We start from the raw sequence: 15,996 nt of genomic DNA on the forward strand, positions 1-15,996 counted from the left end.
AGACCGATAGTCTGTAGCAATAATCTAATAAAAGGAGAACGGTATGATATGAAGGGTAAAATTGCACTTTATTCACGTGTTAGTACGACTGAGCAGTCAGAACTTGGTTATTCTGAAAAGGAGCAGGAACAAGTACTCATCAAAGAAGTTGTGAAAAATTTCCCAGGTTATGACTATGAGACATATACTGACTCAGGCATTTCAGGTAAAAATATTGAAGGTCGTCCGGCAATGAAACGTCTATTACAAGATGTTAAGGATAATAAAATCGAAATGGTATTAAGTTGGAAATTGAATCGTATTTCTCGCTCAATGAGAGACGTGTTTAATATTATTCATGAATTCAAAGAACATGACGTAGGGTATAAATCGATTTCTGAGAATATTGATACATCCAATGCTTCTGGAGAAGTACTCGTTACAATGTTTGGACTAATAGGATCTATAGAACGCCAGACTTTGATTTCCAATGTGAAACTTTCTATGAATGCTAAGGCACGGAGCGGAGAGGCAATCACCGGTCGTGTTTTAGGCTACAAATTATCACTTAATCCATTGACACAGAAAAATGATTTAGTTATTGATGAAAATGAAGCTCATATTGTACGTGAAATTTTCGATTTATATTTGAATCATAATAAAGGCCTCAAAGCCATTACAACCGTACTTAATCAAAAGGGGTATCGTACTATTAATCAAAAGCCATTTTCAGTGTATGGTGTTAAATACATTTTGAATAATCCAGTCTATAAAGGCTATGTCAGATTCAATAACCATCAAAACTGGGCTGTACAGCGAAGAAGTGGCAAAAGTGATAAAAATGATGTGATATTGGTCAAAGGTAAACATGAAGCCATTATAAGTGAAGAGGTATTTGACCAAGTTCATGAAAAATTAGCTTCTAAAAGTTTTAAACCGGGCAGACCTATTGGTGGAGATTTCTACTTACGTGGCCTTATTAAATGCCCAGAATGCGGAAATAATATGGTATGTCGACGGACGTATTATAAAACGAAAAAGTCCAAAGAACGGACAATCAAACGCTATTACATTTGTTCATTATTCAACCGCTCAGGAAGTTCTGCCTGTCATAGTAATGCGATTAATGCTGAAGTCGTCGAACGCGTAATCAATGTTCATTTGAATCGTATTCTTTCACAACCTAATGTTATTAAGCAGATTGCGTCAAGTGTGATAGAAGAACTGAAACAAAAGCATAGTAAACAAACAGAAATAAAATATGATATTGATAGTCTAGAAAAACAAAAAGCAAAAGTTAAAACACAACAAGAACGATTATTGGAATTGTTCTTAGATGATGAAATGGATAGCGAAATGTTAAAAGCTAAACAAGTTGAAATAAATCAACAGTTAGAAGTATTAGACCAACAAATTAAAGAAGCAAAACAAGCACATCAATCACAGGATGATATACCCAATTTTGATAAGTTAAAAGCACGACTCATTTTGATGATAACACGATTCAGTGTGTACTTAAGAAAGGCTACACCCGAAGCTAAAAATCAACTTATGAAAATGTTAATTGATTCAATTGAAATTACGACAGATAAACAAGTAAAACTTGTAAGGTATAAAATTGATGAAAGTCTTATCCCTCAATCTTTGAAAAAAGATTGGGGGTCTTTTTTTATGCCCAAATTCCAATTTGAAATATATGGTCAAAATGATTATTTCATCGACCAAATTACCACTTTTACCACTTAATCATATTAGTGATAGAAGTGAGGGAAATGAACTGAATATCAGATATATATTATAAAAATGATGTGATAAATGTGTGCATCAATCAAATACACTAGGAGGTCAGAATGATGACATTAGAACAACAACTCAAACACTATATAACTAACTTATTCAATCTGCCAAAGGATGAAAAATGGGAATGTGAATCCATCGAAGAAGTCGCTGATGATATTCTACCTGAACAACACGTAAGACTTGGCCCACTTAGTAATAAAATACTTCAGACTAATACCTACTACTCTTACACACTTCACAAAAGTAATATCTATCCCTTCATCCTCTACTATCAGAAACAACTCATAGCCATCGGTTATATTGATGAAAACCACGATATGGATTTCTTGTATCTATACAACACCATCATGCCCCTTTTGGATCAACGATACTTACTAACAGGAGGACAATAAAATGCATAAATATATCAAACTAGCACAATTAGCAATCACTATCCTAAGCGAAATCATCACATGGATGAAAGAATCCGAACGAAAGGATAACGCTTATGAATAGATATATCACAAGGGGTATTGCCAATCACTTACCTACCACATTACAACATCAATTATGGCAACTTGTAGCGCAACGTGAAAGCGAACAGTTCAAGGAACTAGAAGAAATGGATTACTTTCATGTCTTTCAGTTCAACATGTACAAAAATCAATTATACGTAAAACACAAACAAGAACGTCCTGAGTATATCAAAATTCATAAAGCTAATTACTCAAAAGCTATCAATATCAATAAGGTCTACATTATCCGAGAAGATGATGTATACCTTTCTTATTACGTCATGTTATTACCCGAAGAATACTAGAGGAGTGAAAATTACGTGAAAACAATCAAAAGTACATTAGAAACCGAAGCTATATTTAGTGATGACCAACAACATCGCTATCTACTTAAGAAAACATGGAATAGTGAAAAACAAACAATCACAATCATCACAATGTATCCGCATTATGATGGCATTCTCAACATCGATCTAACAACTCAGCTCATTATGAACAAAGTTTCAGAAATGGATGCATTTGGTTCCATCAATTTTGTGAATTTATACTCTAATATTACAACCCCTATCAATCTCAAACATTTAGAAAACGCCTATGATAATCATACAGATATTCAAATTATGAAAGCCGTGAAAGAGTCAGATGAAGTGATACTAGCTTGGGGCGCTTACGCTAAAAAGCCCGTTGTTGAATCACGCGTCAATGAAGTATTAGAGATGTTGAAACCTCATAAGAAAAAAGTGAAACGACTCATGAACCGCGCAACCAATGAAATCATGCATCCCCTTAATCCGAAAGCGAGACAGAAATGGACTTTGAAAGCATAACCTATATATGGAGGTAAACGATGAAGGAAATCAATATTGTTTCACTACAAATGATAAAAACAGATACATTAAGTTATCTAAAAAATCGTATTTCAAACCCTGAGGATGCGGCAGAAATCTTGCGTTCATTCATTGGAAACAGTGACCGAGAACATCTCATTCTCATATGTATGAATAGTAAAAATGAACCTACACACATTCAAACACTATCGATTGGATCTATTAACCAAACAGTGATTCATCCCAGAGAAATATTCAAAACAGCGATACTCAGTAACGCCAACAGTATTATGCTCGGTCATAATCATCCAAGTGGAGATATAACCCCCTCTCCTGAAGATATCAATGTAACCGAACGGTTAATGCTCATCAGTGAAATGATGGGCATTTTATTTTATGATCATATTATTTTTTCAGATAGTAACACCTATTCCATTAGACAACATGATTTAGAAGTAGAGGTATAGCCGTATTTTGTCACTACCGTTATTTCTTCACTTATCAATATTTATAAAATCCCTTTATAACAACATTTTCAACTGAAAAATATTTTTTACAACTTTTATTAAATATACGTAGGATTGACTTATTGTGACAAACCCATTTTGTAATATATAACTTAAAGGAGGTGACATATTGGATCGTGCATTTCGAATACTTACGATATACAATCGTTTACTACAAAATAAATCCGTCAACAAGCAATCACTCACATTAGAACTCGATACAAGTCCTCGGACGATACAAAGAGATATCGACGATATAAGAAACTTCTTATATGAAAGTAAATCATGGATAAGCGCACCTAAAGAAATTACGTACGATTATAAATCAGAAAGTTATAAGCTCGAACAAAATAAAAGTGAAAATATGTATTTTATGTATGATATTTTGACTGCTTTATACCTAACAACACCAAAATTAAGCCATTACTTTTATCAATATCTTAAATTATTAATCGTCAAACATCATTCAAATTATCGAACTACATTATTAAAATATCTTGAGCGTTTTGAAATTGATAAGAATCAAACAGGTATTTCGACATCATCATTAGTTGTTCAAGCAATGAACGAAAATCAATATCTTCAATACAATCAAAATCTATTATTACCTTTATCGATGTACTATCAAATGCATGCTTTTCACTTGGTATATCGAATGAACGATGAAATTCATATCGATGATATTAATCAAATGAATCTGAGTTTGTCTGAAAAATCTGTGGACACACATGAAAAATCAAAGGTACAAACCTATATCACGTTTGAAATTTCTAAAGATGTGTGGTCAAAAATGCATCGATATTATCAAATTCATGTGATAGAAAAATATGATGCGCATTATCTTATCGTCACTTTTAAGATGACAAGGATTGAAGCGATTCAACTCTGTTTTATGTATCGATCCAATATACGTATCATTTCACCCCCTGATTTGAAGGGACAAGTGATTGATGAATTACTTTTATTACAAACAACCTATTTAAAACAACAGGTTCAAAAGTAGACATAATATACAATATTTAATAAATAACATTAATAATAATGAAAGGAATGGGAATTATGAGTAACATCATAAAAACAATAGGCAAAGGTATTGGAAAAGGTGTCGGTGCAGCAGCATATTATTCAGTTGCGACTGTTGGTGCTGCCATCGGTGCGATTTGGGAAACAACAGGCGATAGAGGTTTGATGAGAGACGCTTTAAGTGATAGCTCTAACCAAGACTTAATAGAAATATATGAGATACAAAAGAAAGATGATGGGGATTATGATACTTATATTGCGGCTAAATCCTTATTACAAGAGAGAGGATTCACTTATAATCATGAAACGAATAAATGGGAAAAATAACAGGGAGTGAAATAAATGGAATTTGCATATTATGAAGCGAAATCTTTAAATGATTTTGAAAATGAACTAAAAACACTTGCTTTAAATAAAAAATATACATTTAGTAAAGAAACCGAAGTCCTTAAAGAAGAAGAAATTCTTGAAAAATCGAATAGCCATGAGCGCGAACTATTAAAAGTATTTAAAGATAATGCGCAGATAACAACGTATCATTTTAAGAGTCATAAAAGTAATTATTTAATTATTATTGGAGAGACAAAAACACCTAATATCATTGGTCTAACAGTGATATTTGATAAAAAACCTTTTAAACAAATAGGGAAAGTTGCGTTAGGATGGCTAATTGCTTTGACTTCAGGTGGAAGTATATTAGCCATTGGAGCAGTATTTGGAATACTTACCTCAGTTGCAAGACGTACACTTGTAATCAAAGGACCATTAGGAAAAGAAATTTCACAAATTATAGAAAATGAATTAGGAGAACCGATAGAAATTAAAAAATAATAGAAAGTAACTATTTTCAAAGACACATTGATTTCAAAATGTGTTCTTTTTCAATTATTTTAGAATAAATATAGAAAAGCGTAGCAAAATAGATTGATATAAAATTAAAATAAATATAGAATGGGGTTAGCAATGTGAAGAAAATTTTTGCAAGCTTAGGTGTTATTTTATTAGTTGCAATATTGGGAGTTGCTGTTGTATTTGCATATGGGAGTTACAAAGATTTAGAACTAAAAAAAGAAGAAGCTAAACTAAAGGATAAGAAGAATAAGAAAATCGATAAAAACAAAACTACAGAAAATGAAAATCAAGACCAGATTAATAATCAAACAATTACAGCACCAAATGAAAAAGCACAATATGGCAATAACCTAGGAGTTCAAGAAAAAAGTACGGATAAAAATGATCCTAATGGTGTGCTTAGATTTGATACAAACGGAGATGGACTTATCTCCACTAGTGAAGTAACACCAGAAGCTCAAAAATTAGTTGATGAAGGTAAACTACAGCCATCTTCAGATAGAATGGTTGAAGAGTGGACTAAGAATAAAAATAATGTAGATAATACATATGACTATGATGAATCATATAAAAAACAACAAGAAATGTACAAAAAAGCTGCTCGTGGCGAAGTTCCTGAACCTGGAGAAACAATAAAATAAAAAAGCACTAACTACAATTGCGATAATTATAATTTTTGGCATATTAGCACCTGTTGTTTTTTTGTTACAACAAATATCAAGAAGTAGAATTAGAAAAAATAAATTACAGGCTAAGCAAAAAGAAAATAATGGAAGTAACTCTCAAATTATTAGTGAAACATCTAATAATATGAATCCAGAGAATGAAAGTTCAAGTAATAATCAAGAAAAAACACAAACTACAACCCACGAAGCTACAATGAATCAACAAAAGGTAACTAGAGATAACATATTTGATTATGCTATTGCTGCTATAAATAAAGTAGGAAATGCAGATTTATTAAAATTTCAACAACCTGAACACAATGGTTCAGAATGGACAATTAATGCAAATAATAAATCAGGTACTGGGGCTAACACCATCGTAGTTAAAGATGATGAAACAGTTCAAATATGGATGGACCTAAAACATCTATGGATCATGAAACTAAACAATCAGATTGGCGAACGGTTGCTAGTTGTTTAGCATCGCAAAATTATATATCGCTCGTAAAAGGATTAGTACATTATTTCACAGCGATTGAAGATGAAGAAATACTTGATAAAATCTATGATGATTTTATGAATGATGACTCTATAACAACGGTACTTAACAATGATTTACAGACAATCATTAACCATTATCTATCAAAATAAAGACTATACTAATTACAATAAAAACAGAGCATCCTTCACTTTGCGGTGAGGGATGCTCTCTATTTAATTTTTTTGCTATTTCCCATTATATATATTTAATTTTATATAAAATGTATTGTAAAATTTAAAATAATGGAGGGGCATTTAATTTATGAAAAAATATATAATTAGTTTAGTACTTTTAACTTTTTTTTACTATCCACTTGTACAATTAATATTGAGCGTGATGAGGAAAATAGTGAGAAAAATAAACAGAAAGAAAACACTCATACTGATTCAAACAATACAAGTTCGAATGAATCAAATACTTCTAAACAATCATCTCAAGAAAATACTATAAATCAAACAGAACAAAATCAACCGACTGAGAATAATTCAAGTTCACAACAAGATTTGCAACTAATAACAGAAAATGAAGCTATTCAAAAAGTAAAAGATGAGTTTCCACCTATACGAACAGGAAATGACTATCGTATAGATACTACTAGAACTGATAATAATGTGTACGCTATCAAATTTACTTCTCAAGATGCAGAAGGTTATCCTATGAAAGCTGCTGTCACTATTGATAAGCGAACAGGAGAATTTATTGATTATATTGATGATAGAAGCGATGAAGATAAAGAGCGTCATGTCCAACATGCTAAAGAAAGTACTCTTTATAAAGGTCCATACGATGCTTTCAGAAAAGATTTTAGTCATAAAATAAATGAATGAAGTATATATGAATTATCATCTTTAATATAAGAGCATCCTTCACTTTGCGGTGAGGGATGCTCTTTTAGTTTATTTTTTTACTGATTACTCGCCATAAGTTCTGCTTGCTCTACAACCTGCTCTACAGCCATTTTTTGTAAATCTGGTGGATAGCCATATTTTTTAAGCAATCGTCTAACAGCTACGCGCATTTTAGCTTTTGCGCTATCGCGTTTAGACCAATCAACACCCATGTTTTCTTTCACTGTTTTAGTTAGCTCATGAGCAATCGCACGTAGTTCTTTATCTCCCATGGCTTCTTTTGCTGTTTCATGTGAAGCTAAAGCATCGTAAAACGCAATCTCATCTGAATTCAGGCCTAATTCATTTCCTCGTTGTTGTTCTTGTTTAATATCTTTAGCGAGTTGAATGAGTTCTTCAATCACTTTTGATGTTTCAATAGAACGGCTATTATATTTATTAATCGAATTTCCTAACATTTCAGAGAAACGCTTAGATACTGTCGCGTTCGTTTTCATTAATGATTTTACTTGCCCTTTGAGTAATCGATTTAATAATTCTACCGCAACATTTTTTTGTTTCAATCCTTCGACATCTTTTAGGAAGTCATCTGATAGGATTGATAAATCGGGTTGTTCAAGACCTAGTGTTTGGTAAACATCAATCACATCTTCTGTCACAACAGATTGTGACACAAGTTGATTAATCTCTGCTTCAACTTCTGCAGGTGTTTTACGTGTTTTTCCTTCTTTTGGCGGTTGTAACAATTTAACAAGTCCTGCTTTAACTGCTTTAAAGAAGGCAATTTCATCATTGAGTTCTTGGGCTGTAGGTTCAGTCGCACAAAGCGCAAAAGCTTTCCCTAACTCTGTGACCGTTTTAATAAAACGCTGGCGTTCATCTTCGCCTAAACCAATCACATAATCCATCGTATCTGAAATCGCATAATAACGTTCAGACTTTTTCTCTGAATTAAACTTAGAATAGTCAAGATTATATAACATATCTTGAATCACATCATATTTCAATAACATCAATTCAACCGCTTTATCTGTATCTATCGCCGTTTGTGCTTGATCAGATTCTGTATATTCTTTAAGTGCCTCTTTTAAACTTTCAGCGATACCCACATAATCGACAATCAATCCACCCGGTTTATCTTTAAACACTCGATTGACACGAGCAATCGCTTGCATTAAATTATGACCTTTCATCGGTTTATCGATATACATGGTATGCATGGAAGGTACATCAAATCCTGTGAGCCACATATCTCGAACAATCACGAGTTGTAATTCATCATTCATATCTTTCATACGTTTTTCTAATAAATTACGACGTTTTTTAGGACCAATATGTCTTTGGAAAGAAGTTGGGTCACTAGATGAGCCAGTCATCACCACTTTAATGACCCCTTTATCATCATCATCTGAATGCCATTCTGGTTTTAGACGAATGATTTCATCGTATAAATCAACAGCAATTCGACGACTCATCGTTACGATCATTCCTTTACCTTTCATCGCTTGCTGACGTGTTTCAAAATGTTGGATGATGTCTTTGGCTAAAGCTTCTACACGAGGTTTTGCGCCTGCTAAGGCTTCAATTCGTGACCATTTTGATTTTAAACGCTGTTTTACATCCTCTTCTTGATCCTCTGTAATGTCATTATATGCTTCGTCTAAGTCTAAATTTTGAGGTAAATTTAATGGAATTATGCGACTTTCATAGTAAATTTTCACCGTACTTCCATCAGCTACGGCTTGTGTCATATCATAAACATCGATATAGTTCCCAAAGACCATTTGCGTATTTTTATCCGTTGAAGCTACGGGCGTGCCCGTAAATCCTACAAACGTCGCATTCGGTAAAGCATCTCTTAAATACTTCGCATAACCATATTTAATGCCTTCCCCTTTATCATCGTATTTTGCATTAAAACCATATTGTGTACGATGCGCTTCATCTGCCATAACAATCACATTTTTACGTTCTGTTAGAGCAGACATGGTCGTTTCGTTTTGTTCAGGTTCAAATTTTTGCATCGTTGTAAATACAATACCGCCCGACTCAACAGATAATAACGATTTTAATTCTTTACGTGTTTCAGCTTGTTTTGGTGTTTGTCTTAATAAACCTTTACCAGACCGTCCTTTCGATTTAACAAACGTACTGTATAGTTGGTTATCTAAATCATTACGATCTGTTACGACAACTAAGGTAGGATTATTAAGCATTTGAATTAATTTTCCAGAGAAAAAGACCATGGTTAAACTTTTACCAGACCCTTGAGTATGCCAAATAACGCCGCCTTTACCATCACCCTGCCCAGATGAAGCTAATAAAGCTCTATCAACAGCTTTATTAACAGCATAGTATTGATGATACGCTGCTAGAATTTTACTGATATGTCCTTTACCATCATCTTGGAATAAGACAAAATATCGAATTAAATCAAGTAAGGTTTCTGGATTTAGCATCCCATGAATCAGCACATCTAAACTAGCTAAACTTGATGATGATTCCGTTTCTCCATCTTTAGAACGCCAAGTCATAAAACGATCATAATTTGCGGTTAGGGAGCCCGCCTTTGTATTAATACCATCACTTGTAACAAGAACTTCATTAAATGTAAATAATTGTGGAATACGCATTTTATATGTTTCTAATTGACGATAGCCGTCTTCGACGCCTACGGTTTCAATGGTTGAATTTTTAAGTTCAATCACAACGATAGGCAAGCCATTGATAAAGAGTACAATATCGGGACGTTTTGTATAGTCTCCATTAACGACCGTGAATTGATTGACTGCTAAAAAATCATTGTTTTGTGGATATTCAAAATCAACGATTTTAACAATTTCTACTACCGATTGTCCTTCGTCATCATAGTCTTCGATTTCAATACCATTGATCAAATTTTCATGAAAAGTAAGGTTATTTTCTAAAAGATTGGGCGACTTCTCTAAAGTTAGTTCATGTATCGCTTTTTCAATAAAACGAGGATGAATATCTGAATTAATTTTTCTTAACGCCTTTTCTAATCGTTCATGAAGGACAACGTCTTTATCACTTTTACGTTCTGGCGTTAGACCTGTCATACTAATCTCATTACCTTTTTTATAGTCATAGCCTAGTGATTGTAACCATTCTAATGCGACTTGTTCTAAATCATCTTCATTAAATTGAAAGTTCATCACTATTCACCTCAATATCATCAGATATTTCTAGTTCTCCAGACATTAGTTTAGGAAGAAGAGTATCTCGTAATTGAGTTAATTTACCAATTTCTGATCTTAATATTTTCATTTCTTCCATATATGGAGTGATTATTTCAGAATATTTTTTTACAATACTATCTTCAATTGCTAATTTATAATTAACAGCTATTGTTGGTTTTACTCTTTGTCTACTATTTGTTGAACCGGTAGTATTAGCTTTTAAATAATCTATAAATTGAGAATTAAGACATATATTATATATGAATGAATTAATTTTATTATTAGGAGATTCCATTACAACAAATTCTGATGAAGCAACATTTAATTTTTTATTATCTATTACAGGTAACCAAATCCTTTTAGTATCAGGATTCATTTTTGAAAATAATACGCAATTGTTATTAATAATCCATTTATTACTTTTTATTTTATTGACTTCTTCCTCTATAGCTTGTTCTTCATTATCATAAGCAGGTAAACTAAAATGTTTAACTGTTACTTCTTCACTCTTTTTAGGATTAAAAGTTTCCTTTTTATGACTTGCTATATCTTTTAATTTATAGATTTTCCAATTACTTGGTATCTTACCTAACTCACTATCAATCATTTCTCCACCACTAGATTTATAGGGATTACCCTCTTCATTTGGAAATTCAAAATCTACAAACCAACGTTTAAACAATGTTTGTGATAGTTCCTCTAGGTTTGCTATGATTTTTTTATTTATTTCTATTTTATCTTCTAGTTCATCTAAAACTTTGATAACTACATCTTGATAGTTAACTTCTGGAATAGAGATTGGTAATTTTTTTACCATCGATTTATTAAATTCTACTTGTCCAGTAGACCCAGCTAAAAACTCATTTAAGATCATATTTTGAAATTTATTTGTTCTCATTTGATAATATAAAAAACGACTTCTTAATTTATTTTCATCAGTTCTTATAATAGTTATATGAGAGTCAACAAACATCTTTTCGGGTTGAAATTTGAAATGATAAACTCGTCCAACGGTGCCAGTACCAGTCGAATTAATTAGTAAGTCATTTTTTTTAACAAAGTGTCTTGAATCAACTTTTATTTCATTATTATGAAATTTTAAAAATTCTTTATTTAATCCACTCCATTGAATTGCTTTTTGATTGATAACTGGTATTCCATTAGTCGAATACTTGGGTTGCTTTCCTCTGTAAATATAAGTAGCATAATCTTCTAAAATTCCATTAAACTCCATAACCTAGTCCCTCCAATGATTTACGGATTTGGTCTTCAAGTTCTTTTGATTTTGCGAATTGTTCACTTAATTCAGAAGTAATACGTTCCATTTTTTGTTCAAAAGGTTCTTCCTCTTCTTCAACGTCAGCTAAACCAACATATCGTCCAGGTGTTAAAATGTATTCATTATTCTTAACTTCTTCTAAATTAGCTACTTTACAAAAACCAGCTATATCTTCATAAGGTTTATCGTTTGTACCTCTCCACGCATGATATGTTTGTGCTACTTTTTGAATATCTTCATCTGAAAATTCTTTTAATGTTCTAGATACCATATGACCGATTTCACGAGCATCGATAAATAAAATTTCATTTTTACGTTCTTTTTTACCATTTTGACCTTTATTATTACTAATGAACCAAAGACAGACAGGTATTTGGGTTGAGTAAAAGAGTTGTCCAGGTAAAGTGACAATACATTCTACTAAATCTTGTTCAATAAGATTTTTGCGAATTTCTAATTCATCTTTTCCACTTGTAGACATTGATCCGTTAGCTAATACAAAACCTGCTGTACCATTAGGTGCTAATTTTGAAATCATATGTTCAATCCATGCATAGTTGGCATTACCTTTTGGCGGAATACCAAATTGCCAACGGTAATCATCAAGTAATCGTTCTTGACCCCAATCACTTGCATTAAAAGGAGGATTGGCTAATATGTAATCTGCTTTTAGTCCTTTATGTAAATCGTTATGGAATGTATCAGAATTTCGTTCACCTAAATCATTATCAATACCACGGATAGCTAAGTTCATTTTTGCTAATTTCCAAGTCGTAGGGTTAGATTCTTGTCCATAAATCGCAATATCGTCTAATCGACCTTGATGTTTCTCAACGAAGCGTTCACTTTGTACAAACATCCCACCTGAACCGCAACATGGATCGTAAATACGGCCTTTATAAGGCTCAATCATCTCAACTAATAATTTTACAATTGATGATGGCGTATAGAATTCTCCAGCATTTTTACCTTCAGCACTCGCAAATTTAGCAATAAAATACTCATACACTCGGCCTAATACATCTTGCTTGCGACTTTCAGTATCTCCAACCTTAAATGTAAATAAATCAATAATATCGCCTAATTTTTCTTTATCTAATGCAGGACGCGCATATTCTTTTGGTAACACACCTTTTAATGATTCATTTTCATTTTCAATTGCAATCATGGCTTTATCAATTATTTGTCCAATTTCTGGTTTTTTCGCATTATCATTGATATATTGCCATCTTGCTTCTTTTGGCACCCAGAAAATATTTTCCGCTAAGTATTCATCTTGATCTTCTTCGTCAGCATAAGGATCTTGCTTCAATTCTTCATACTTTTCTTCAAAAGAATCTGATACATATTTTAAAAATATTAAACCTAATGCTACGTTCTTATATTCAGCAGCATCCATACTTCCTCTCAATTTATCTGCAGCTTGCCATAGTTTTTCTTCAAATCCAATAGTTGCCATTTAATAACTCCTTTCAAATTATTCTTAGCTTAAATATAGCAAAATATTGAATTTTGATGTACATAATCTAATTGATTTTATAAAAAATAACAAATAGACTAAAAATATTAATTAGATTATTATTAAATAAAAGTGGAAAAATGGAGCGGTGCCGTAATATTGCTCTTATAAAATATAACTAGGTGGAATTATGAAAAATTTTAAAGTTCAAGAAGCTAAAGAAACTCCATTAAGTGCTCAAAATGCAAATGTATTCATTAAATGTGTTAAAAAATATAATTGGCTTAAAGACATAATAATAAATGGTTATTTCCAATATAGGTATGTAACTGAAGAAGTAGAATATTTAAATATAGAGACTACTGACTTAAGTGGAAAGAGAATTCCTATCGAAGACATTACGTTTCCAATGTTATGTTTTTGTGATATACCATTAAATCAATTAAAAGATCATAATAAATGGTATGGAGACTATGCGATATGTATGAAAAAATCTTGGGGAGTAAACAAAAACCTACAGCCATTGCATTATGTATCGAATACTAGTGAGTATATTAAAATGTATCAAGAAGTGTTTAATAATATAGTTAATAAACCAGACACTGATGAAAAAGTATATGAATTTATATTCGCTTCATTATTTTTCTTAAAACATTTTAAAGGAAGTCAATATTGTGAAAAAACTGATAAAATAGAAGAGAAAATATTCATGGATGAACAAGAATGGAGAAGTATAAAATTAGTTGATGAAGATTTAGATCCTTTTTACATCAATGAAAATAGTGACTCTAAAAGAAATTATTATAATGAAGCTTTAACAAAATTATCAAGTAATAAATTAGAATTTAATTGTGAAGATATTAGGTACATTATTGTTGAAAAAGAAGAGGACGTTATTCAGCTAATAAATGATATTAATTGCTCTAATTACGATGATCAAGAAAAAAGCTTACTCATTTCAAAAATAAGTGTCTTAAATCACTTAAGAGAGGATTTTATGTAATGCTTAGTAAAAAACAAATTAAAAAAACTTTAAACAGCGATAAAATGCCGTCATTAATTGTTAATGAATTAGATAGAGAATTGCAGAATAAATTGAAACAACAATATCCAAGTAAAGAAGAATTAATTAAAGAATTGAAGTATGACGCAGTTAATGAGAATTCTGCAGTATTAAAAAATGAATTGACGAGTAAACTAAAATTCAAACTTAAGGATTATCAAGATTCAAATGAATTTTTATTTTACTTAAAAAATAGTCAAAAGATGATTGAAATACATGATTATAAAATGGAGCAATTTTTTGAAGATATACCTCTTGAAGATAGTGATGTTTATAAATCTATTGCGAATAATGAAGATACAGAAACATATATAATAATGAAAGCTCCAGAATTTAATGAAGAAGATAAACTAAATATATCAATTAAAGTTGATGGGAAATTTAAAGAATTAGATTTTCACAGAATAGCATATGATAGTAAAAAAGAAATGAAATATTTATATCAGAACCGATATATAAAGATATTCATGTTAATAGAAAAAAATTTAGAATATATTAGTTGGGGATTTCATCATCTTTTTAATGAAAGTATAGGGGAAGTAAATACAATTAATATAATTGATACTTATAAAATGTTAATAGCGCTAGCTAGTGGCGAAATGTATACAGCAAATAAGATAAAATTTAATAACGATTCAGCAAGTAAAAATAAAGAAATCTTAGAATCTTTAAACAGAGATTTAAAATTATTTGAAATTATTCATGAATTTCAAAATTCGTTGGATAAAGAATTTAAGATATCCACCCCGTTTAATTCTAAAGAAATTATAGAAGGAGTAAAAACCTACTTTTTATTATATAAACAAAAACTAATATTGGAAGAAAAGCGTTTAGAAAGTTTACTAATCAAAACATCTTCCTTCGATTTAGAAGATATAAAAGGAAAAAAATTCACCTTAATTCAAGAGGAAAAAGTAACAAAAACTATTTTTACTCAAAAAATCTCTTACACACAATATCAATGTTATTATCAAGTAAAATCCTCAGACTATGAAAAATTACAAGATGATGAATTTAAACTAAAATTTAATCCTGAAGATGTAATTACTATTATTTTAAAAGCTTCATTCAACACAACCGAACCTATCGGATTAGAAAATATTGCTTTTGAAGAAGCGGAAACTTTAGATACCTTTATTAGTAACTATAAATCAAATTAAATACTCTTTAAGATGGGTTTCACTCGTGAAATAAATAAAACTAAAAGATACTTTGGTTTCGTATTAATAGCACTGAATATAAGAAAGGTAACAGCTCAATAAGCTGAAAATAATACGAAAATTTATAAAAAAAAAGACAATTTCTATATTATATCAATAGAAATTGTCTTTTTTCATTTATTTAGAAATGTTATATCTACAGAATTTTTTAGTAAAATCACTGGTAGGGAGAAGGTAGACGTATCACACCAGCAAAACCTGCTAAAGATGCTAAGTTACACTTAGATAATCAATCCTCAT

Annotated in this window: 17 protein-coding genes and 1 pseudogene; 15 read left to right on the forward strand and 3 right to left on the reverse strand. The window is 31.2% G+C overall.

The annotated features are described in order from the left end of the window. Window positions 1-48: 48 nt before the first annotated feature. From ccrC to NST35_RS00225, 12 genes are all read left to right on the forward strand, one after another. Complete coding sequence (gene ccrC / locus NST35_RS00170) at window positions 49-1,725, forward strand: cassette chromosome recombinase CcrC (protein WP_340747217.1); 1,677 nt, start codon at window positions 49-51, stop codon at window positions 1,723-1,725. Between the two features lie 107 nt (window positions 1,726-1,832). Beyond that, window positions 1,833-2,171, forward strand: a complete 339-nt coding sequence (locus NST35_RS00175; protein ID WP_340747218.1) for an SAUGI family uracil-DNA glycosylase inhibitor — start codon at window positions 1,833-1,835, stop codon at window positions 2,169-2,171. A gap of 95 nt (window positions 2,172-2,266) precedes the next feature. Next, the gene (locus NST35_RS00180; RefSeq protein WP_180542093.1) at window positions 2,267-2,578 is read left to right on the forward strand and encodes a DUF960 family protein; all 312 of its coding nucleotides are present in this window, start codon (window positions 2,267-2,269) and stop codon (window positions 2,576-2,578) included. A gap of 15 nt (window positions 2,579-2,593) precedes the next feature. Continuing rightward, the gene (locus NST35_RS00185; protein WP_103449985.1) at window positions 2,594-3,100 is read left to right on the forward strand and encodes a DUF1643 domain-containing protein; all 507 of its coding nucleotides are present in this window, start codon (window positions 2,594-2,596) and stop codon (window positions 3,098-3,100) included. Window positions 3,101-3,120: 20 nt separating this feature from the next. Next, on the forward strand, window positions 3,121-3,567 hold the full coding sequence (locus NST35_RS00190) for a JAB domain-containing protein (protein ID WP_340747219.1): 447 nt from the start codon (window positions 3,121-3,123) through the stop codon (window positions 3,565-3,567). Between the two features lie 169 nt (window positions 3,568-3,736). Then, window positions 3,737-4,609: an HTH domain-containing protein gene (locus NST35_RS00195; RefSeq protein WP_340747220.1), complete on the forward strand. Its 873-nt coding sequence runs from the start codon at window positions 3,737-3,739 to the stop codon at window positions 4,607-4,609. A gap of 56 nt (window positions 4,610-4,665) precedes the next feature. Continuing rightward, window positions 4,666-4,956 carry a hypothetical protein gene (locus tag NST35_RS00200; protein ID WP_000065261.1) on the forward strand — a complete coding sequence of 97 codons (291 nt, stop codon included), beginning with the start codon at window positions 4,666-4,668 and terminating at the stop codon, window positions 4,954-4,956. Window positions 4,957-4,971: 15 nt separating this feature from the next. Then, window positions 4,972-5,460: a hypothetical protein gene (locus NST35_RS00205; protein WP_000393586.1), complete on the forward strand. Its 489-nt coding sequence runs from the start codon at window positions 4,972-4,974 to the stop codon at window positions 5,458-5,460. A 134-nt stretch (window positions 5,461-5,594) separates the two neighbouring features. Next, complete coding sequence (locus tag NST35_RS00210; RefSeq protein WP_002504704.1) at window positions 5,595-6,122, forward strand: hypothetical protein; 528 nt, start codon at window positions 5,595-5,597, stop codon at window positions 6,120-6,122. Between the two features lie 61 nt (window positions 6,123-6,183). Further along, window positions 6,184-6,627 carry a hypothetical protein gene (locus NST35_RS00215; protein WP_000941333.1) on the forward strand — a complete coding sequence of 148 codons (444 nt, stop codon included), beginning with the start codon at window positions 6,184-6,186 and terminating at the stop codon, window positions 6,625-6,627. Continuing rightward, window positions 6,576-6,797 carry a hypothetical protein gene (locus tag NST35_RS00220; protein WP_002504703.1) on the forward strand — a complete coding sequence of 74 codons (222 nt, stop codon included), beginning with the start codon at window positions 6,576-6,578 and terminating at the stop codon, window positions 6,795-6,797. The genes NST35_RS00215 and NST35_RS00220 overlap by 52 nt, the downstream gene beginning before the upstream one ends. A 393-nt stretch (window positions 6,798-7,190) precedes the next feature. Then, window positions 7,191-7,514, forward strand: a complete 324-nt coding sequence (locus NST35_RS00225; RefSeq protein WP_001176049.1) for a PepSY domain-containing protein — start codon at window positions 7,191-7,193, stop codon at window positions 7,512-7,514. 77 nt (window positions 7,515-7,591) lie between these two features. Here the strand turns inward: NST35_RS00225 and NST35_RS00230 are convergent, their stop codons facing one another. Genes NST35_RS00230 through NST35_RS00240 form a run of 3 tightly spaced genes read right to left on the reverse strand, consistent with a single transcriptional unit; the run spans window position 7,592 to window position 13,473 of the window. Continuing rightward, a complete protein-coding gene (locus tag NST35_RS00230) occupies window positions 7,592-10,711 on the reverse strand; it encodes a type I restriction endonuclease subunit R (RefSeq protein WP_002504702.1) in 3,120 nt (1,039 codons plus the stop codon). Next, complete coding sequence (locus tag NST35_RS00235; RefSeq protein ID WP_002504701.1) at window positions 10,695-11,969, reverse strand: restriction endonuclease subunit S; 1,275 nt, start codon at window positions 11,967-11,969, stop codon at window positions 10,695-10,697. The genes NST35_RS00230 and NST35_RS00235 overlap by 17 nt, the downstream gene beginning before the upstream one ends. Next, on the reverse strand, window positions 11,959-13,473 hold the full coding sequence (locus NST35_RS00240) for a class I SAM-dependent DNA methyltransferase (RefSeq protein WP_002504700.1): 1,515 nt from the start codon (window positions 13,471-13,473) through the stop codon (window positions 11,959-11,961). Before NST35_RS00240 ends, NST35_RS00235 begins: the two co-directional genes overlap by 11 nt. Before the next feature lie 190 nt (window positions 13,474-13,663). On the opposite strand from NST35_RS00240, the gene NST35_RS00245 reads away from it, so the two are divergent. The 3 genes and pseudogenes from NST35_RS00245 to NST35_RS00255 all read left to right on the forward strand — a co-directional run. After that, window positions 13,664-14,476 (forward strand): abortive infection system antitoxin AbiGi family protein, encoded by an 813-nt coding sequence (locus tag NST35_RS00245; RefSeq protein ID WP_002504699.1) that lies wholly within the window; start codon window positions 13,664-13,666, stop codon window positions 14,474-14,476. Then, the gene (locus tag NST35_RS00250; protein ID WP_032601843.1) at window positions 14,476-15,696 is read left to right on the forward strand and encodes a hypothetical protein; all 1,221 of its coding nucleotides are present in this window, start codon (window positions 14,476-14,478) and stop codon (window positions 15,694-15,696) included. The genes NST35_RS00245 and NST35_RS00250 overlap by 1 nt, the downstream gene beginning before the upstream one ends. 12 nt (window positions 15,697-15,708) lie before the next feature. After that, window positions 15,709-15,981 (forward strand): annotated as a pseudogene (locus tag NST35_RS00255) (hypothetical protein); the annotation flags it as partial. Window positions 15,982-15,996 lie beyond the last annotated feature (15 nt).

Source organism: Staphylococcus sp. FSL W8-0304 (assembly GCF_038006565.1).
In the GTDB taxonomy this organism is placed as follows: Bacteria; Bacillota; Bacilli; order Staphylococcales; family Staphylococcaceae; genus Staphylococcus; species Staphylococcus epidermidis.